This window comes from Amycolatopsis sp. cmx-4-83 (genome assembly GCF_046548815.1).
Classification (GTDB): Bacteria; Actinomycetota; Actinomycetes; order Mycobacteriales; family Pseudonocardiaceae; genus Amycolatopsis; species Amycolatopsis pretoriensis_A.
Genome location: NZ_JAEBEF010000018.1, coordinates 89,167 through 107,826 on the forward strand (window position 1 = coordinate 89,167; position 18,660 = coordinate 107,826).

An 18,660-nucleotide genomic window follows, 5' to 3' on the forward strand; every position below is an offset into this window, starting at 1 on the left:
AAGCCGGTTTTGCAGATCCGCAAGTCTTTAACAGTTAACTGGCGGGCCATTCCCATTCGAAGCCGTACCGGCCGGGGCCGAAGTTGAGCGCGACTCCGTGCACCGCACCGGCTTCCGGGATCACTTCGGTTTCTTCGCCGGGCTCGGCGAAGCGGCGGCAGACCGGCGGGACCGCGGCCGGCGAGAACCGGATTTCGAGTACGTATTCGCGGACCGGGAGCCGGAATTTGCGTTCGTAGTTCGTCGCGACCGGGTACGGCGCGCGGTTCACGAGCGTGTGCTCGGTGATCACCGTTTCGCCGCGTTCGAGGGGCCGGGCGAAGAGCAGTTCGACGACGAGGAGGCCGTCTTCGGGCTTCAGCACGCTGCGGCCGGGGTGGCAGCCGCGCAGCGAACGCAGTTCCGGCAGCGGCCGGTCGTGCTCGTCCAGGTGCAGGATCACCACCCACCGGTCCGGGCCGTCGGCCTCGGCCCGCAGCACCTGCCGCGACCGGAACTCCAGCTCCTCGCGGCCGGCTCCGACGGTGACGACGTCGTGCTGGCTGAGCCGGGTCAGCCGCTCGTCCCACCGGGTGTCCACATCGGACACCGCGGCGTCGATCCGCCGTTCGTCCGGCCAGAACCGGCCGATCTCCGCGGCCGCGGACCGGCGCGCGCGGGGCGGGCCGAGCAAGGCGACGAGCGACCCGGCCGGCACCTCCAGGACGGCTTCGAGCTGCCGCAGCCCGCGCACCGACTCCCGCCGTTCCGGGCGGCTGCGGCCGGACTGCCAGTAGCTCAGCGTCGCCGTCGTCACCGAGACGCCGCGGGTGCGCAGGTGTTCGCGGAGCCGGTCCAGGCTCAGCCCGCGGGCGCGGATCGCCGCGCGCAGGGCGGCGTCGAACGGGCCCTCGCGCAGCAACGCCCCGAGGTCGGGGGACGGCACGGCCACCGGACGAGCTTAAGCCGCGCCGGCCCGGCGAACGGCGTTAACAGTTAAGAATCAGACGAACCGGCCGCGACCGGCGAGCGCGCCGAACACCACCTGCACGACGAGCAGGCCGAGCAGCATCGCCAGCGGCACGGTCCAGCCGCCCGCGACGTCGTGCAGCAGGCCGAAGAGGAACGGCCCGAGCGCGGCGAACAGGTAGCCGAAGCCCTGCGCCATCCCGGACAGCCGGGCGGTGTCCGCGCCGGTCCGCGCCCGCAGCGCGATCACGGTCAGCGCCAGCGAGAACACGCTCATGCCGAGCCCGATCAGCAGGCTCCAGAGCAGCGGCGACCACGCCGGGGCGAGCATCAGCCCGGCGGTGCCGGCGAAGCCGAACACGCCGAGGGCCGCGATCCACGGACCTTGCCCGCGCTGCCGGGCGGCCATCGGCGCGACGAAGAGGCTGATCGGCACGGCGATCAGCGAGACCAGGCCGAACAGCAGGCCGGCGTCGTCGCGGGACACGCCCGCGTCCATCAGCACCTGCGGGAACCAGCCCATCGCCGCGTAGGCGTAGAACGCCTGCAGCCCGAAGAACACCGTGACGATCCAGGCCAGGCGGTTGCGCAGCAGCGACCGGCCGGCCTGGGCGGCATCGGTGTGCCTCGGTGCCCGGCCGGTGCCGCGGGCTGCGAGAATCCACGCCAGCAACGCGACGACGGCCACCACGGCCCAGCTGCCCAGTGCCGGGCGCCAGCCGCCGAACGCGTCGCCGAGCTGCGGGGTCACCGCCGACCCGAGCGCGCCGCCGCCCTGCAGGGCCGCGGTGTAGACACCGGTCATGACGCCGATGCGGGCCGGGAAGGAGTCCTTGATGACCACCGGGATCAGCACGTTGATCAGGGCGATGCCGGCAGTGGCCACGAGCGTCCCGCCGAGCACCACGGCCGGGCCGTCGAGCACGCGCAGCACGAGCCCGGTCGCGAGCGTCCCGAGCGCGATCCCGATGGCGGCGCCGATGCCGGCCCGGCGGGCGAGCAGCGGCGCGGCCAGCCCGGCGCCGGCGAAGCAGAGCGTCGGCAACGTCGTGAGCACACCGGCCCAGACGCCGGACGTCCCCAGGTCCTGGCGCATTTCCGCGAGCATGGGGCCGACGCCGGTGATGGCCGGGCGCAGGTTGAGGGCGGTGAGCACCACCGCGACCGCGAGCAGCACGCCGGCGGCGACCACGCCCGGCGCGCGGAACTCCACGGCGCCGTCCAGTTCGGGTTCGAGGCCGGATTCACGGTGTTCGACGTGCATGACCGCTACTATCGCATACGTAGGATGATTGGATGAAGGGATAATCCTGTGCCTCTGGCCACCACCCGGCGAGCAGGCCTCGTCGACCAGGTCATCGACCAGCTGCGGACCGCGGTCACGCAGGGCGAATGGCCCATCGGCGAACGCATCCCCACCGAGGCCGAGCTCGTCGACCAGCTCGGCGTCGGGCGCAACACCGTCCGCGAAGCCGTGCGCGCGCTCGCCCACACCGGCCTGCTGGAGGTCCGGCAGGGCGATGGCACGTACGTGCGCGCCACGAGCGAGGTGTCCGGCGCGATCCGGCGGCTCTGCGGGTCGGAGCTGCGCGAAGTCCTGCAGGTCCGGCGCACCTTGGAAGTCGAAGGCGCGCGCCTGGCCGCAGCCGAGCGAACCGAGGAAGACGTCGCCGGGCTGTGGGCCGTGCTCTCCCGCCGGGAGACCGAGCTGCGAGAAGGGCGGTGGGAGGACTTCGCGCGCACGGACGCGGAGTTCCACTGCGCCGTCGTGCGCGCCGGTCACAACCGGCTGCTCACCGAGCTCTACCGCGGGCTGACCGAGGTCATCACGGCCAGCGTCGCGGCGACGTCCAGCATCACTCCGGGCGCGGAGCATGCGCCCGAGATCGGCCACGAAGGGCTCGCCCGGGCCATCGCCGACCGCGACGCGGATCGGGCCGCCGCCGAGGCGTGCGGGTTCCTGGACGAGTTGCTGGAGCGCATCGAAAGCGCCTGACCTGCACATTCGCCACGCTGGCACCACGATCGACCCCTAAGGGTGCCAGTTCAGGGTTGCCATGGCACCACCGTGGCGCCATAGTTGTGCCATGGACCTGACGCCCTTCGTAGACGAACTCCGCCGGGAGCTCGCGGTCGCCGCCGAAGCGGCGGGCGAGGAAGCCGTCGCACTCGCCGAGCGGCTCACCGCGCCGCTCGAATCGGCGATCCGGCTCACCCTGCTCGACGCCCTTTCCGCGGCGGCCGACGAGATCACCCGCGACCTCGCGCCCGGTTCCGTCGAAGTCCGCCTGCGCCGCCGCGAAGCCGAATTCGCCGTCGCGCTGCCGACCGCTCCCGAACCGCCGCCCCAGGAAACGCCGCCGGCACCCCCGGAAACCGATGACGGCGCCGTGGCCCGGATCAACCTCCGGCTGCCCGAAGCGCTCAAGCAGCGCGTCGAAGAGGCGGCGAACCGCGAAATGCTCTCGACCAACGCGTGGCTCGTCCGGGCCGCGAACGCCGCACTCCGTCCCGGCAAGAGCCAGACCCAGCGCCGTTCGGCCTTCGGTGAGAAGTACACCGGCTGGGTCCAGTAACCCACCCCTCTTCCCTGCACGTCTCCGACCTGCGGAGACGCCACCCGAGCACCCCAGGAGGGCGCAGCCATGCCCGTTTTCGCCACCCCCGAGCCGATCTCGGCCACGCTCGACGTCAGCATCGCCGACATCCGGATCGTCGCCGGCGAGCGCGCGGAAACCACCGTCGAGGTCGAGCCCGCCGACCCGTCCGAACCCGAAGACGTGAAGGCGGTCGCCAAGACCCGCGTCGAGTTCGCGAGCGGCGAGCTGCTGGTCAAGGGCCCGAAGTACGCCACCAAGCTGTGGGGCCGGGGCGGCTCCCTGCACATCACGGTCGAACTGCCCGCCGGCTCGCGCCTGCGGTCCACGGCCGCCATGGGCGACATCCGGGTCAGCGGTCACGTCGGCGACAGCCGCATCAAGACCTCGGTCGGCGACATCCACGTCGACGAAGCCGCCCGGCTCGAGGCGAGCACCGCCACCGGCGACGTCACCGTCGAGCGGGCCACCGGGCACGTCGAGGCCCACACCGGCTCCGGCGAGCTGCGGATCCGCGAGATCGACGGCACCGCCGTGCTGAAGAACTCCAACGGCGAGACCCGCATCGGCGAGGTCACCGGCGACCTGCGGGTCAGCACCGCCAACGGCGACATCTTCGTCTCCCTCGCCCACGCGGCCGTGCACGCCAAGACCGCGTCCGGCGACATCCGGATCAACGAGGTCATCCGCGACGCCGTCGTCCTGGAGACCGCGGTCGGCGAGATCGAGGTCGGCGTCCGCGAAGGCACCGCAGCCTGGCTCGAGCTCAACTCCCTGACCGGCTCCGTGCGCAACACGCTCACCCCGTCCGAGGGGCCGGGCGGGACCACGGAAACGGTCGAGGTCAAAGCCCACACCTACACCGGCGACATCGTCATCCGCCGGGCCTGAACTCCACGCAGACAAGGGGAAGACCATGCCAGACGCCATCGTGGCCGAAGGGCTCGTCAAGAAGTACGGCTCCGTCACCGCGCTCGACGGGATGGACCTGCGGGTCCCGGAAGGCACCGTGCTCGGCGTGCTCGGGCCGAACGGCGCCGGGAAGACCACCACCGTCCAGATCCTCACGACGCTGCAGAAGCCGGACGCCGGCCACGCGACCGTCGCCGGGTTCGACGTCGTGAAGGACGCGCACGAGCTGCGTTCGCACATCGGCGCGTCGGGGCAGTACGCCGCCGTCGACCAGGAGCTGACCGGGGCCGAGAACCTCGAAATGGTCGGGCGGCTCTACCACCTGGGCACCAAGCGGGCCAAGGCCCGCGGCCGGGAACTGCTGGCCCGGTTCAGCCTCGAAGACGCCGCCGACCGGCCGGTGAAGGGCTACTCCGGCGGCATGCGGCGCCGGCTCGACCTGGCCGGCGCGCTGGTGGCCAACCCGCCGGTGCTGTTCCTCGACGAGCCCACGACCGGGCTCGACCCGCGCGCCCGCACCGAGTTGTGGGACGTCATCACCGAACTGGTCGCCGGCGGCACCACGCTGCTGCTGACCACGCAGTACCTCGAAGAGGCCGACCGGCTGGCCGACAGCATCGCCGTCGTCGACCACGGGCGCGTGATCGCCCGCGGCACCGCCGACGAGCTCAAGGACCTGGTCGGCGGCGAGCGGATCGAGCTGACCGTCGGCACGCACGCCGACGTCGGAGTCGCGCAGCGGGCGCTGGCGCGGCTGGCCAGCGGGGAGCCGCAGGCCGAGGCGTTCCGGCTCACCGTGCCCGTGACCCACGGCGCGAAAGCGCTTACCGAAGCGCTCGCCCTGCTCGCCGCCGACGGCGTCGACGTCCGCGACGTCGGTGTCCGCCGCCCCACCCTCGACGACGTTTTCCTCACTCTGACGGGCCACGACGTGGCCGAGACCGCGAAGGAGGCCGTGTGATGAACGCGGTGCAGATGGCCGTGACCGACGGCGTGACCGTCGCCAAGCGCAACTCGATCAAGATCGTCCGGTCGCTGGACCTGCTCGGGTCCATCGTGTTCATGCCGGTGATGTTCGTGCTGCTCTTCGGCTACGTGTTCGGCAGCGTGATCGACATCCCCGGCATGTCGTACCGCGAGTTCATGCTCCCGGGGATCTTCACCCTCGCGGTGGCGATGGGCAGCATCGTCACCGGCTACGGGCTGACCGACGACCTGCAGAAGGGCATCATCGACCGGTTCAGATCGCTGCCGATGTCCCCGGCCGCGGTGCTGATCGGACGGACCACGGCGGATCTGATCCTCAACGTGACGAGCCTGCTCATCATGGGGATCGTGGGCTTGCTCGTCGGCTGGCGCATCCACACCGGCCCGCTCGAAGCGCTCGGCGGCGTCGTCCTGCTGCTCGCCTTCGCCTACGCGCTTTCGTGGGTGATGGGGACGCTCGGCCTGGCCGTGCGCAAGCCCGAGGTGTTCAACAACGTCTCGAGCGTGGCGATCTTCCCGCTCACGTTCCTGGCCAACACGTTCGTCGACAGCGGCCGCCTGCCCACCCCCCTGCGGGTGATCGCGGACTGGAACCCGGTCTCGGCGATCACGCAGGCGGCGCGGGAGCTGTTCGGCAACACGAGCGCGTCGATGCCGGTGCACGACGTCTGGCCGATGCAGCACGCGGTGCTGGCTTCGGTGCTGTGGATCGCGGTGCTGCTGGCGGTCTTCGTGCCGCTTTCGGTGCGCTGCTACAAGAAGGCCACGAGCCACTGACTCACGGCAGCGTGAGGATCTCGCTGCCGTCGGCCGTCACCACGAGGGTGTGCTCGAACTGGGCCGTCCACTTCTTGTCCTTCGTGGTGACGGTCCAGTCGTCGGGCCAGATGTCGTAGTCGATGGTGCCCAGCGTGATCATCGGCTCGATCGTGAAGGTCATGCCCTCCTCGATGATCGTGTCGACGGAGGGCTCTTCGTAGTGCAGGACCGTCGGCGGCGTGTGGAACGCGGGGCCGACGCCGTGGCCGGTGAAGTCGCGGACCACGCCGTAGCCGAAGCGCTTGGCGTAGGACTCGATGACCCGGCCGATCACGTTGAGCCGGCGGCCCGGCCGGACCGCCTTGATCGCCCGCATCGTCGCCTCGCGGGTGCGCTCGACCAGCAGGCGAGCCTCCTCGGAGACGTCGCCGGCCAGGAACGTCCCGTTCGTGTCGCCGTGGACGCCGCCGATGTAGGCGGTGACGTCGATGTTGCAGATGTCGCCGTCCTCGATCACCGTCGAGTCCGGGATGCCGTGGCAGATGACCTCGTTGAGCGAGGTGCAGCACGACTTCGGGAAGTGGCGGTAGCCCAGCGTCGAGGGATAGGCGTGGTGGTCGAGGACGAACTCGTGCACCACCTTGTCGATGTCGTCGGTGGTGGCGCCCGGCTTGACCGCCTTGCCGCCCTCTTCCAGCGCCTGCGCCGCGATCCGGCTCGCGATCCGCATCGCCTCGATCACCTCGGGCGTGCGCACGCCGTTGCCGGTGTCCCGCTTCGGCGCCGGCTTGTCCACGTACTCGGGACGGGCGATGGAACTGGGGACGTCACGGCGCGGCGTCTGGACGCCGGGAACCAGCGGGGCACGAACGGACATGCCCCCACTTTACGACGGCCCGCTCAGCCGAGCCCCGCCAGGAACCGGTGGGCCGCCTGCACCGCGGGTTTCGACGAGCCCGCCTCGGTCAGCAGCACGGCGAACGCCAGGTCGCCGCGGTAGCCGACGAACCAGCCGTGCGAGCGGGAGCCGTCGCCGAACTGGGCGGTACCGGTCTTGCCCGCGACGTCGGGGATGTCCCGCAGGCCGGTCGCCGTCCCCGCGGTGACGACCTCGCGCATCATCCCGCGCAGCGCGTCGAGGACGTCCTGCGACGGCGCGTCGCCGACGTTCTTCGTGCTCGCCGGCATCCCCTTCACCAGCGACGGCGTCGGCACCTTCCCGGCCTGCACGGTCGCCGCGGCCAGCGCCATGCCGAACGGGCTGGTCACCACCGTGCCCTGGCCGAAGCCGTTTTCGGCGCGCTGGACGGCCGAGTCGCTGGCCGGGACGGCGCCGGTGACCGTGGTCAGGCCGGGCACGACGAAGTCCGCGCCGAGCCCGAACGAGCGGGCGGTGTCGGTGAGCGCCGAGGCAGGCAGGCCCGCGGCGAGCCGGGCGAAGGTCGTGTTGCAGGACCGCGCGAACGCCGTCTTCAGCGGGACCCGGCCCAGGTCGAAGCGGCCTTCGTTCGGCACGACCCGGTTTTCGATCGTCGTGGTGCCGGGGCAGTCGACCGGGCTTTCGGCGTCGACGTCGCCGGTCGACAGCGCGGCCGCCGCCGTCACGATCTTGAACGTCGACCCCGGCGGGTAGCGCCCGGCCAGCGCCAGCGAGCCTTCGCCGTCGGCGGCGGCGTTCTGCGCCACGGCGAGGATGTCGCCGCTCGACGGCTGGATCGCCACCAGCGCGGCCGGGTACTCCTCGGTCTCGAGGGCCTTCTCGGCGGCGACCTGGATCCGCGCGCTGAGCGTGCTGGTCACGGCGGGCGCGGGCCGCGGCGGCTCGGCCTTGAGTTCGGCCGACTCGCCGCCGGTGACGTCCCGGGTGACGATCCGCCAGCCCGCCGCCCCGGCCAGCTCCTGCTCGACCAGCGCGCGGATGCCCGGCAGGACCTGCTGCCCGGACCCGCGGGTCACCGGCAGCAGCCGCTCCTGGCTGGCGAAGCGGACACCGGGCAGGTCGTAGATCACCGGCTTGACCCGCTGGTAGTCGCCGGCCCGCAGGCTGATCACCGGGTAGGCGTCGCCGGGCTTGGTCTTGCTCATCCCGTCCAGCACCGAGCGGCCGGTGACCGACGGCTCGTACCGGTGCAGCGCCTTGGCGAGCGTCCCGGCGACGGCGCTCGGGTCGCCGGCCTTCTGCGGGTCGACGACCACGCCGATCACGGTCTGCGGGCGCATCAGCGGCACGCCGTCGCGGTCGAGGACCGGCGCGGTCTCCGGCAGCTGGGGCAGCAAGCCGAGGGTCTGGCCAACGGCCAGCTGCGGGTGCACGACGGTCGGCTGCCAGTGCACCTGCCAGCCGTTCTCGGCCGCGCGCAGCTGCGCGTCGGCGCGGTAGGACCAGCTGCGGCCGTGCGGCAGGTGCCAGGTCAGCCGGTAGCCGGCCGTGACGACGTCGCCGTCCGGCTGCTTCACCTCTTCGTCGTCGACGTCGAGCGACTCGGGATCGAGCACGCCCCGGACCTGGCTGAGCACGGTCTTCGCGGCGTCGGGCGAGTCGGTGTTCGCCGCGGCGGCGGCGATGTCCCCGGACGCGACGGCGTCCAGGAAGGCGGAGAGGGCGTCCTCGGGACCGTCGCCCGAGCACCCGGCCGTGGTCGCGGCGGCGAGCAGCAGCACCGCGAGCACACCGCGGCGTCGACGTGCACTCATGGCGGGATAATGCCTGGTCAGCGGGTGTCCGCCGGGCTGAAACGCCGCCACGGAAGAGTGGCTAGAACAGCACCGTCGCGTACTGGCCGACCTGCTGGAACCCGATCTTGCGGTAGGCCGCGAGCGCGGGGGTGTTGAACGCGTTGACGTACAGGCTCGCGGTGCGGCCCAGGCCGCGGACGAGCCGGTTGACGACCGCGGCCGTGCCGGCGGTGCCGAGCCCGCTGCCGCGGCGTTCGGGGTGCACCCAGACACCCTGGATCTGCCCGACCGTCGCCGACATGGCGCCGATCTCGGCCTTGAAGACGACTTCGCCGTTTTCGAACCGGGCGAACGCGCGCCCGGCGCCGATCAGCTCCGTGACGCGGGCGCGGTAGCTGGCGCCGCCGTCGCCGCTGCGCGGGTCGACGCCGACCTCCTCGATGAACATCGACACGGCGGCGGGCAGGTACCGCTCGAGCTCGTCCGGCCGGACCGGCCGCACGAGGGGGTCGGCGGCCACGAGCGGCATGGCGTCGAGCGCCATCAGCGGCTGGTCGTCCCGGACCTCGCGGGCCGGGCCCCACTCGTCTTCCAGCTCGTCCCAGAGCCCGAGCACCTGCTCGGCCGGGCCGACGAGGGACGAGCAGGTGCGTTGTCTTCGCAGCGCGCGGTCGGCGAAGGACCGCAACGCGGGCGCGTTGCCGCGCAGGGGGATCAGGTTCGGCCCGGAGAAGCACAGCCCTTGGAGCCGCCCGGCGCGAACCGGGCGGCTGTCGGCGGCCCAAAGCTCACCACCGAGCCGCCACGGGTCGAGACCGGCAGCCTCGACCCGGGCGCTGACCATGCAGCTGCCCACCGGGTCGGCGGCGAGCGCGGCACGGACCGCCGGATAGTCCCGATCATCGAGCAGCCGTGCACCTGCAAGCCGCAACACGAGGTCCAGGGTGCCAGATTCGGCCGGTAAACGGAACGCGAGGTCGTCGACACGCTGAGATGAACAGCCCGGTTCGCGTTCCGCGGGCAGAATCGGGCGTATGCAGCGGTACACGTACAAGGTCGTCGAGGTCCGCGAGAAGCTGCTCGGCGGGAAGATGTCGGGCGGCAAGCTCGAGAAGCTGCTCAACGACCACGCGGCCGACGGGTGGCAGCTCAAGGCGATCACTTCGGCGGAGGTGAAGGGCCGGGTCGGGCCCGGCGGGGTCGAGGGGCTGCTGGTCACCTTCGAGAAGCCGGTGGACTGATGGCGTGAACGACTCGTTCATGTCGCCTGGTGACGTGAACGAGTCGTTCACGAGCTTCAGGCCGCGCCGCGGTAGGTGCCGATCGTCCAGGAGTTGCCCTCCGGGTCGCGGAGGCTGAACGTGTGCGAGCCGTACTCGGTGTCGGTCAGGGCGGCCGTGATCTCCGCGCCGGCGGCCCGCACCCGCGCGTGGATCTCGTCCACCTCGTCCGAGACGACGTAGACCGCGCCCGTGCCCGGCTTCATCGCGTCGTGGACGCCGTCCGGGCCGCGGACGCTGCCCAGCATCACCGCGCCACCCTCGGGCCAGCGCAGTTCGGCGTGCGCGATCAGGTCGCCTTCGGGCACCACCAGTGCCTCGGTGAAGCCCAGGACGTCGACGAGGAACCGGACCGCGACCGGGGCGTCGTCGTACCGGAGAGCGGGCCAGACGTTCGGTTCAGGAGTCATGCTCGCGAGTCTTGCCCGGCGGCCCCCTCCTGGTCTTGGAGGAACGGGAGCTCCTCGGCGATCCACGTGCCCGGGGTGCACCCGGCCAGCGCGCGCCACTCGTTGCTCAGGTGCGCCTGGTCGTAGTAGCCGCACTCCACCGCCAGCGCGGCCAGGTCCGTGCGGCCCCGGCGCAGCAGCCGCCCGGCCCGCTCGAACCGCAGGACCCGCGCCGCCTGCTTCGGCGCCAGGCCCAGCTCCGCGCGGAACCGCTCCCCCAGGTGACGGCGGCTCCAGCCGACCTCACCGGCGAGGTCGCCGACGCGCACCCGCCCGTCGGAACCCCGCAGCCGGCGCCACGCCTCCCCCAGCTCGGGCGGCGGCGCCACCGGCTCGACGGCCCGGGCGGCCAGGACGTCGTCGAGCAGCGCGAACCGCTGCGGCCAGGTCGGCAGCTCCCGCAGCCGGTCCGGCAGCGAGCCGAGGCCGAAGCCGGCGAGGTCGGCCACCTCGCCGCTCAGCTCCGCCGCCGTGACGCCGAAGAGCGTGCGCACGCCCAGCGGGTCGAGCTCCAGCTGCAGGCCCTCCTGCACGCGGTCCTGCCGGATCAGGACCGCGTTCGTGTGCAGCCCGCCGATCAGCGCCCGCAGGCTGTGCCCGGCCATCCGGACCGGCCCGGCGAGGCTGATGACCAACGTCACGTGCCGGGACGGCAGGCCGCGGTGGACCGGCAGCGTCACCTCGTCCTGCCGGTACCCGACATAGCGCGTGACCAGGGGCCGCACCACGGGGTGCGGCTCGTGAACAGCCCAGGTCACGGTCACGAATGCCAGCGTAAACGTCACCACCGACAGTTCCGGTTCTGCTAACACGGAGGGTGCGTCCCCCACCGCGGAAGGAACCACCGATGACGATCCAGGAGCAGGCGCAGCAGCTGGAGCTGCTCGCCGACCAGGTGCCGACCGGCATCGCGCTCGCGACCAAGAGCGACCTCGAAGACCTGCAGGCCCAGGTGCTCGGCCTGCTCGGGGAGACGTCCACCGCGACCTCGATCCAGGGCGCCATCCAGCTGGCTTCGCAGCAGATCGACGAGGTGGCGGCCGCGCTCGAGAACGTCCGCCTGCAGATCCGGGACGCCGCTCAGCACCACCTGCAGGGCTGACGCTCCCCCCAGGCCAGACTCAGCCGGCGGTGACCACGGGCTCGCCCTGGCCGAGGGACTCCCCGGCCTCCTCGGCGATGCGCATGGCCTCTTCGATCAGCGTCTCGACGATGGCGTGCTCGGGCACGGTCTTGATGACCTCGCCCTTGACGAAGATCTGGCCCTTGCCGTTGCCGGACGCGACGCCCAGGTCGGCCTCGCGGGCCTCGCCCGGGCCGTTGACGACGCAGCCCATGACGGCCACGCGCAGCGGGATCTCCATGCCCTCGAGCCCGGCCGTGACCTGCTCGGCGAGCGTGTAGACGTCGACCTGCGCGCGCCCGCACGACGGGCAGGACACGATCTCCAGCTTGCGCTGCTTGAGGTTCAGCGACTGCAGGATCTGGATGCCGACCTTGACCTCTTCGACCGGCGGCGCGGACAGCGAGACGCGGATGGTGTCGCCGATGCCCTGGCGCAGCAGCGCGCCGAACGCGACGGCCGACTTGATGGTGCCCTGGAACGCCGGGCCGGCCTCGGTGACGCCGAGGTGCAGCGGGTAGTCGCACTGCTCGGCCAGCAGCTCGTAGGCGCGCACCATGACCACCGGGTCGTTGTGCTTCACCGAGATCTTGATGTCGTGGAAGTCGTGCTCGGCGAACAGCGACGCCTCCCAGAGCGCCGACTCGGCCAGCGCTTCCGGCGTCGCCTTGCCGTACTTGTCCATGATCCGCTTGTCGAGCGAGCCGGCGTTGACGCCGATCCGGATCGGCGTGCCGTGGTCCTTCGCGGCCTGCGCGATCTCCTTGACCTGGTCGTCGAACTTCCGGATGTTGCCCGGGTTCACGCGCACGGCCGCGCAGCCGGCCTCGATCGCCGCGAAGACGTACTTCGGCTGGAAGTGGATGTCGGCGATCACCGGGATCTGCGACTTCTTCGCGATCGCGGGCAGCGCCTCGGCGTCGTCGGCCGACGGGCACGCGACGCGGACGATGTCGCAGCCCGCGGCGGTCAGCTCGGCGATCTGCTGCAGGGTGGCGTTGACGTCGGAGGTGAGCGTCGTCGTCATCGACTGGACGGAGATCGGGAAGTCGCTGCCGACGCCGACCGCGCCCACCTGGAGCTGGCGGGTCTTGCGGCGCTCGGAGAGGACGGGCGGGGGCAGGGCGGGCATACCGAGTGCGACGGTCACGCTTTCCAGCGTACCTACCCCGACCGAGCCACCTTCACCATGTCAACCGTCACGGTGAGCAGCATTACGGCCTGTGCGACCCGCCAGGGAGGGGCCGGAACCCCTCCGTGGCGGCTACTGCCCGATTCGAATCGGGTTGACGATGTCCGCCGTCACCGTGAGTAGCGTCACCGCGCCGCCGATGAGCACGAGGACCATGGTGATCCCGGACAACCGCGTGTAGTCGACCGGGCCGCCCGCCGTCTTGCCGCGCCGGGCGCGGATCCAGTCGCGGACGCGCTCGTACCAGACCACCGCGATGTGCCCGCCGTCGAGCGGCAGCAGCGGCAGCAGGTTGAACACGCCGATGAAGAAGTTCAGGCTGGCCAGCAGGAAGAAGAACAGCACCCAGATGCCCCGCTCGACGGCCTCGCCGCCGATCCGGCTCGCGCCGACGACGCTGACCGGGGTGTTCGGGTCGCGCTCGCCGCCGAAGATCGCGGTGACCACGGCGGGGATGCGCTCCGGGAACTCGACGAGCCGCTGCGCCGTCTCGGCGAACATCGTGCCGGTGAAGCTGAACGTGGCGCCGACCGCGGCGACCGGGCCGTACTGCGTGGTCGCCGAGGACTTCTGCGGCGAAGCACCGATCATGCCGACCTCTTTGACGCCTTCGGCGGTCCAGCGCTGCACCTTCGGCACGTCGACGGTGAGCGAAAGCCGCTGCTCACCGCGCTGCACCTCGAACGCGGTCGGGCCGCTGGTGGCCTGGACCGCGGTGAGCATCTCGTCCCAGCTCGCGATCGGCTTCCCGCCGACCGACAGGATCTTGTCACCCGCCAGGAGCCCGGCCGTCCTGGCCGGGGTGAGCGCGTCCGCGGCGCAGGTGGGGTTCTGCGCCTGCGCCTTGGCCTGCTCTTCCGTCGTGATCGACTGGGCGCACGACGTGGCCGACAGCACCGCCGGGGGCGGCGTGAGGTTCGGCAGGCCCATCGTCACGGCCATCAGGTAGAGCACCACGAAGCCCAGGATGAAGTGGGTGATCGACCCCGCCGACATCACGACGGTGCGCTTCCAGGTCTTGAACCGCCACATCGCGCGCGGCGCCTCGTCCGGCGTCACCTCGTCGAGCGCGGTCATGCCGGCGATGTCGCAGAACCCGCCCAGCGGGATCCACTTGAGGCCGTACTCGGTCTCGCCGCGACGCCAGGAGAACACCGTGGGCCCGAAGCCCACGAAGTACCGGCGGACCTTCATGCCGAAGGCCTTCGCGGTGACCATGTGCCCGGCCTCGTGCAGCGCGACCGAGATGCAGATCCCCAGCGCGAACAGCACCACGCCGATGATGTAGGACACCGCTACTTCCCCTCGATGATCGAACCGGCCCGCGCGCGAGCCCAGCGCTCGGCGGCGAGAACGTCGTCGACGTCGCGCGGTTCGCGACGCCACTCGTCGGCGGCTCCCACCACCTCGGAAACAGTGTCCACTATCGACGTGAAGCTGGTGTTCTGCGCCAGGAAAGCGGACACGAGCTCCTCGTTCGCGGCGTTGTAGACGGCGGGCAGGCAGCCGCCCACGGTGCCGCAGTGCCGGGCCAGCTCGACGGCCGGGAAGGCCTCGTCGTCGAGCGGCTCGAACGTCCAGGTCGCGGCCTTGTCCCAGGTGCAGGCCGGTGCGGCGGCGGGAACGCGGTCCGGCCAGTGCAGGGCGAGCGCGATCGGCAGCCGCATGTCGGGCGGGCTGGCCTGGGCGATCGTCGAGCCGTCGGCGAAGGTCACCATCGAGTGCACGATCGACTGCGGGTGCACGGTGACGTCGATCCGCGCCGGCTCGATGTCGAACAGCAGGGCCGCCTCGATCAGCTCCAGGCCCTTGTTGACCAGGGTGGCGGAGTTGATCGTGATGAGCGGGCCCATGGACCAGGTCGGGTGCGCCATCGCCTGCTCGACGGTGACCCCGGCCAGCTCGGCGCGCTTGCGGCCGCGGAAGGGACCGCCGGACGCGGTGAGCACGAGCCGCGCGACCTCTTCCTTGCGCCCGGCGCGCAGGGCCTGGGCGATGGCGGAGTGCTCGGAGTCGACGGGCACCAGCTGCCCGGGCTTGGCCGCGGCGAGCACCAGCGGCCCGCCGGCGATCAGCGACTCCTTGTTCGCGAGCGCGAGGGTGGCGCCGGTGGCGAGCGCTTTGAGCGTGGGCTCGAGGCCGCGGGAGCCGGGCAGGGCGTTGAGGACGGTGTCGACCTCGACGGCGTCGATCAGCTCGGTGACGGCGTCGGAGCCCGCGAAGAGCCGCGGCAGCTTGAACTCGCCCCGGGAGTAGCCCCGCTGCTGCGCTTCGGCGTACAGCGCAAGCTGCACATCTTCGGCGGCGGTGGCCTTGGTCACGGCGACGGCCTCGACCCCGTGGGCGAGCGCTTGCGCGGCGAGCGCGGCCGGATCCGCCCCACCCGCGGCGATCCCGGCCACCCGGAACAGGTGCGGGTTGCGGGCCGCGACGTCGAGGGCCTGCACACCGATGGACCCGGTCGAGCCGAGCACGAGAACGCTTCGCGAGGTAGTCATCGCGGGCCATTGTCGCGCGGCCCGTGTCCGCGGCGCACCCGGAGGTGTGGGATCATCGGCGCGTACGTGGTTCACGGGTCTTGAGGAGTTCATCGTGGCAGGCAAGGCGGTCGAGAAGCGGCCCGAGGTCGACCCCCGCGACGAGCCGTCCGCGGCCTGGGGCTGGCACGGTTCGTTCCCGAAGGGCACCCGGATCGCCGGCTGGGTCAGCGCGATCATCCTGCTGGTGATGATCAAGGGCAACCACGAGAACAACACCGAGAACGTGTGGCTCGTCGGCCTCTCGCTGTTCCTGATCCTGCTGCTCGTGCTGGACATCCGCAAGCGGCGCACGGCCTGGCGCAAGTAGTCCGTTTTTCGCTAACGTCTCCGGGCATGAAGCTGCGCTGGGGTTTGGCTCTGCTCGCTGTCCTGAGTGCGTTGCTGGTGGCGCCGGGGGCGGCTTCGGCTGCATCCGCGCCGGTGGTCCGGTGCACGTTCACGCCGACCCCTTCGAACCCGGCGGCGCGGCCGGTGGTGCGCCCACTGCCGTTCGCTTCGACCCGCGGGACCGTGGATGTGACGTTCCGGTTCAACTACGGGCCGGTGACGGTCCGGCTGAACCGCGCGGGGGCGGCGCCGTGCGCGGTGCACAACATGGTTTCGCTGATTCTGCAGCGGTTCTACGACCGGTCCCAGTGCTGGCGGCTTTCGAACTCTTCCCGGTTGGGTGTCCTGCAGTGCGGGGACATCTACGAGGTCGAGAAGGGCGGGCCGGGGTACAAGTTCCCGGACGAGGTTTCGGGTGCCGAGACCTACCCGCGCGGGACCGTCGCGATGGGGAACCAGGGGCCGGGGACCAACGGGTCGGAGTTCTTCATCGTGCATTCGTTCGCGAACATCCCGGCGAACTATTCGGTGCTGGGGACGGTGGTGCGCGGGATGTCGGCGATCGATCACATGGTGGCGGACGGGATCATCCCGACCGACCCGGACGGACCGCTGGACGGGGCACCGGCTCATCCGGTGAAGATCCAGCGGGCTTCGGTGGGCTGGTAGGTCATTCGTCCTCGGCGGTCGCCAGCAGAACCCGAAGCTGTTCGATCACGAACGTGGGTTTGTCCTGCCGACCTTCCGCGCTGCCGGCCCGACTGGTTCGGAGAGCCGGCTGCCGCGCCGAACCGTTCCGAGGTCGACGTGACTCGACGGTCGCCTCGACGACGTCGAACCCCGGCGGGCGATGATCCGGCGAAGACTTCTTGATGAAATCTACCGCCCACCCCATGCCCGTCCACTCCGACTCGGAATACGACTGGGGTTCGAAGCCGCGGACCAGCTCGTGCGCGCACGCGAGCACCGAGCGGCGGAACTGAGCGACGAGGGTACGAGGCAGCACCTCGCAGTCCTCGGCGGAGGCCAGCAAGTCGGCGAGGTCGGGGAAATTTTCCGGAACCGGCCGGAAATCCTCGAGCTCCGCCAGATCGTCCGCGGCGTGCTGGGCGAGCGGCACCGACCGCAAGATGTTGGCGTGCACGACGACATCTGTCAGGTGGCCGATCGAACCTGACCGACTGAACGGCCTGCGCCGGAAGATCCGGGGGACATCGCGGATTTCGAAAGGACAGGGATCGGCGAGGTGGTTCAAGACCACTCCCGTCATCACCTGCGGGCGCTGGCTCAGCTTTTCGGTGATCAGACCATCCCGCACGTTGGTTCCGACGATGAACAGCCGGGCCAGGTGCTCCGGCTCTTCAAGACAATCGATCAAGGCGTCGAGGTCGCAGCGACCTCGATGCAGCCGCCCCTGGAGGTACTCCTGCACTGACGGGTTGTGCAGGCGCACCCACGGGCGCCCCGCCCCGCGGTCGAAGATCGTCAGCAGCGCGCCATCGAGCGCCTTGAGCGACCGGTGCAGAACCGGCAGGTCGTGCGACTTCCCGGCGGCCCGGGCGTAGCGGCGCCACACCCCACCCAGTTCCTCCACCGAAACACCCGAGCCGGCATCGAGCACCGAGATCAGCTCGAGAACGTGGACGCAAGTGTCGTCCAGTTCCTCCTCGACGACTCGCTCCCACACCCGCTCCGGCTTCTCGAAGTTGAGCGCCATCTCTTCCGCGACCCGTGAGGCCGGAGCTCCGGAGAACCCGCTGAGCCCGAGCGTCCGCTCGGCCAGCCGTGGGTTGAAGTTCGGGCTGTAAACCAGGCCGAACCAGACCCACTGGTCGCCGAAGCGGCGTTTTTCGGCAACGGGGATCCCGGAATGGTGGACGAGGCTGTAGAGCACTTTCGCGGCTACATCGGCGTCGAACCCGACTGGGTTGACGAAGTACATGACCGGTGAAAGATCCGTCTCCCCCAGCCGCCCGTAAGCCTGTTCGGCCTGCTTGAAGAGGTAGTCACGGGTCGTCATCACGAGCTGTTTCCCCGCCGTGCTCCGGACGCGTTCGACGACCTGCAGGAGACGTCCGTCTTCGTTCTTCCCCAGCTTGTCGCCGAACGTGCTGCGGCCCAGGAAGTCGTCGTAGTAGAAGAACTGCGGGGTGTCCTCCCGCCAAGCGGCGTTGATCTCGTCGGCGTCCCGCGATATTTCGACGAGCTCGTAACCCTGCTGGTGATAGGTGGCGGCGAGCATCTTGGCGATGCTGGTCTTGCCGATTCCCGGACCGCCGGTCACGATGCAGACCGAGTGCTCGGCCAGCAGCAGCTTCGCTTCGAGGAACGCCGGCGTCGGCACAAAGGTCAGCGCGCGTTGCTCGATGTCCGACAACAGAGCGGCGGACCGCACCACGCTCTCCTTGCGCAGAAGCGTCTGCAGCACCGCGGTACTGCTCAGCCACAACCGGAAGTGCCGGTCGACGATCTCCGGCCGTTTGCGAAGCTCTTCAACAAGCTGATCCACACCGTAGATGTCCCCCACTCCCGTGACGTACGGGGCGAGACCCTCGGCAAGTTGGTCCTTCGCGGCGGCGGTCAATTCGATGCTGGTCGCGAGCAGGTACCGGGCCGGAGCCAGCGCCCGGACCTTCGTGCGTTCGTCCCCGAGCATCGTTCTCACCAGGCGGGCGCTGCTGCCACGTGGCCAGTGCTTGCACTGGATGATCGTCAACCGTCCGTCGTCCGCGACGTGCCGGAGGTCGATTCCCTGGTCCCGTCCCTGCGGAAAGACCTCGAAAGCCAGCCCGGTGATCTGCTCGAAAAGATCGCGGCAGAGCATTTCGAAGTCGTAGGGACTCAGCCGTCCGAGGTCGAAAGCATCCACC

At 70.8% G+C, this 18,660-nt stretch carries 20 protein-coding genes; 9 read left to right on the plus strand and 11 right to left on the minus strand.

The window, feature by feature from the left end:
• Positions 1-34: 34 nt before the first annotated feature.
• Together ACLJQM_RS42205 and ACLJQM_RS42210 are read right to left on the minus strand one after the other, a co-directional pair.
• A complete protein-coding gene (locus ACLJQM_RS42205; RefSeq protein WP_410635938.1) occupies positions 35-931 on the minus strand; it encodes an XRE family transcriptional regulator in 897 nt (298 codons plus the stop codon).
• A gap of 51 nt (positions 932-982) precedes the next feature.
• Positions 983-2,212, minus strand: a complete 1,230-nt coding sequence (locus ACLJQM_RS42210; protein WP_360780830.1) for a CynX/NimT family MFS transporter — start codon at positions 2,210-2,212, stop codon at positions 983-985.
• A 48-nt stretch (positions 2,213-2,260) separates the two neighbouring features.
• On the opposite strand from ACLJQM_RS42210, the gene ACLJQM_RS42215 reads away from it, so the two are divergent.
• The 5 genes from ACLJQM_RS42215 (at position 2,261) to ACLJQM_RS42235 (ending at position 6,221) form a co-directional block, all read left to right on the plus strand.
• Positions 2,261-2,944: a FadR/GntR family transcriptional regulator gene (locus ACLJQM_RS42215; protein WP_410635939.1), complete on the plus strand. Its 684-nt coding sequence runs from the start codon at positions 2,261-2,263 to the stop codon at positions 2,942-2,944.
• A 91-nt stretch (positions 2,945-3,035) separates the two neighbouring features.
• Positions 3,036-3,524 carry a hypothetical protein gene (locus ACLJQM_RS42220; protein WP_410635941.1) on the plus strand — a complete coding sequence of 163 codons (489 nt, stop codon included), beginning with the start codon at positions 3,036-3,038 and terminating at the stop codon, positions 3,522-3,524.
• A 69-nt stretch (positions 3,525-3,593) separates the two neighbouring features.
• Positions 3,594-4,436 carry a DUF4097 family beta strand repeat-containing protein gene (locus ACLJQM_RS42225; RefSeq protein ID WP_360780821.1) on the plus strand — a complete coding sequence of 281 codons (843 nt, stop codon included), beginning with the start codon at positions 3,594-3,596 and terminating at the stop codon, positions 4,434-4,436.
• A gap of 25 nt (positions 4,437-4,461) precedes the next feature.
• The gene (locus ACLJQM_RS42230; RefSeq protein ID WP_410635942.1) at positions 4,462-5,418 is read left to right on the plus strand and encodes an ATP-binding cassette domain-containing protein; all 957 of its coding nucleotides are present in this window, start codon (positions 4,462-4,464) and stop codon (positions 5,416-5,418) included.
• Entirely contained in the window at positions 5,418-6,221 is an 804-nt protein-coding gene (locus ACLJQM_RS42235) for an ABC transporter permease (RefSeq protein WP_410635943.1), read from the plus strand. Before ACLJQM_RS42230 ends, ACLJQM_RS42235 begins: the two co-directional genes overlap by 1 nt.
• A 1-nt stretch (position 6,222) precedes the next feature.
• On the opposite strand, the gene map is transcribed toward ACLJQM_RS42235, so the two are convergent.
• The 3 genes from map to ACLJQM_RS42250 all read right to left on the minus strand — a co-directional run bounded on the left by map (position 6,223) and on the right by ACLJQM_RS42250 (position 9,813).
• The gene (map, locus tag ACLJQM_RS42240) at positions 6,223-7,080 is read right to left on the minus strand and encodes a type I methionyl aminopeptidase (protein WP_360780817.1); all 858 of its coding nucleotides are present in this window, start codon (positions 7,078-7,080) and stop codon (positions 6,223-6,225) included.
• A 23-nt stretch (positions 7,081-7,103) separates the two neighbouring features.
• A complete protein-coding gene (locus tag ACLJQM_RS42245; RefSeq protein ID WP_360780814.1) occupies positions 7,104-8,897 on the minus strand; it encodes a penicillin-binding transpeptidase domain-containing protein in 1,794 nt (597 codons plus the stop codon).
• A 61-nt stretch (positions 8,898-8,958) separates the two neighbouring features.
• Positions 8,959-9,813: a GNAT family N-acetyltransferase gene (locus ACLJQM_RS42250; RefSeq protein WP_247012807.1), complete on the minus strand. Its 855-nt coding sequence runs from the start codon at positions 9,811-9,813 to the stop codon at positions 8,959-8,961.
• Between the two features lie 100 nt (positions 9,814-9,913).
• On the opposite strand from ACLJQM_RS42250, the gene ACLJQM_RS42255 reads away from it, so the two are divergent.
• The gene (locus tag ACLJQM_RS42255; RefSeq protein WP_360780811.1) at positions 9,914-10,120 is read left to right on the plus strand and encodes a DUF4177 domain-containing protein; all 207 of its coding nucleotides are present in this window, start codon (positions 9,914-9,916) and stop codon (positions 10,118-10,120) included.
• 56 nt (positions 10,121-10,176) lie between these two features.
• Here ACLJQM_RS42255 and ACLJQM_RS42260 read toward each other — a convergent pair whose 3' ends face one another.
• Positions 10,177-10,569, minus strand: coding sequence for a VOC family protein (locus tag ACLJQM_RS42260; protein WP_410635944.1), 393 nt, complete (start codon positions 10,567-10,569; stop codon positions 10,177-10,179).
• Positions 10,566-11,372, minus strand: coding sequence for a helix-turn-helix domain-containing protein (locus tag ACLJQM_RS42265; RefSeq protein WP_360780805.1), 807 nt, complete (start codon positions 11,370-11,372; stop codon positions 10,566-10,568). Before ACLJQM_RS42265 ends, ACLJQM_RS42260 begins: the two co-directional genes overlap by 4 nt.
• A gap of 83 nt (positions 11,373-11,455) precedes the next feature.
• On the opposite strand from ACLJQM_RS42265, the gene ACLJQM_RS42270 reads away from it, so the two are divergent.
• Positions 11,456-11,710, plus strand: coding sequence for a hypothetical protein (locus tag ACLJQM_RS42270; protein WP_020644535.1), 255 nt, complete (start codon positions 11,456-11,458; stop codon positions 11,708-11,710).
• A gap of 19 nt (positions 11,711-11,729) precedes the next feature.
• On the opposite strand, the gene ispG is transcribed toward ACLJQM_RS42270, so the two are convergent.
• The 3 genes from ispG to dxr form a co-directional block, all read right to left on the minus strand.
• Positions 11,730-12,863, minus strand: a complete 1,134-nt coding sequence (gene ispG, locus ACLJQM_RS42275) for a flavodoxin-dependent (E)-4-hydroxy-3-methylbut-2-enyl-diphosphate synthase (protein WP_247025242.1) — start codon at positions 12,861-12,863, stop codon at positions 11,730-11,732.
• Positions 12,864-12,995: 132 nt separating this feature from the next.
• On the minus strand, positions 12,996-14,216 hold the full coding sequence (locus tag ACLJQM_RS42280; RefSeq protein WP_360780802.1) for a M50 family metallopeptidase: 1,221 nt from the start codon (positions 14,214-14,216) through the stop codon (positions 12,996-12,998).
• A 2-nt stretch (positions 14,217-14,218) separates the two neighbouring features.
• Entirely contained in the window at positions 14,219-15,421 is a 1,203-nt protein-coding gene (gene dxr, locus ACLJQM_RS42285; protein ID WP_410635946.1) for a 1-deoxy-D-xylulose-5-phosphate reductoisomerase, read from the minus strand.
• Positions 15,422-15,515: 94 nt separating this feature from the next.
• Here dxr and ACLJQM_RS42290 point away from each other — a divergent pair, with 94 nt between their 5' ends.
• Both ACLJQM_RS42290 and ACLJQM_RS42295 read left to right on the plus strand, forming a co-directional pair.
• On the plus strand, positions 15,516-15,770 hold the full coding sequence (locus tag ACLJQM_RS42290; RefSeq protein WP_410635947.1) for a DUF2631 domain-containing protein: 255 nt from the start codon (positions 15,516-15,518) through the stop codon (positions 15,768-15,770).
• A 26-nt stretch (positions 15,771-15,796) separates the two neighbouring features.
• Complete coding sequence (locus tag ACLJQM_RS42295; protein WP_410635948.1) at positions 15,797-16,459, plus strand: peptidylprolyl isomerase; 663 nt, start codon at positions 15,797-15,799, stop codon at positions 16,457-16,459.
• 1 nt (position 16,460) lies between these two features.
• Here the strand turns inward: ACLJQM_RS42295 and ACLJQM_RS42300 are convergent, their stop codons facing one another.
• Complete coding sequence (locus ACLJQM_RS42300; protein ID WP_410635949.1) at positions 16,461-18,659, minus strand: restriction endonuclease; 2,199 nt, start codon at positions 18,657-18,659, stop codon at positions 16,461-16,463.
• Between the last annotated feature and the right edge of the window lies 1 nt (position 18,660).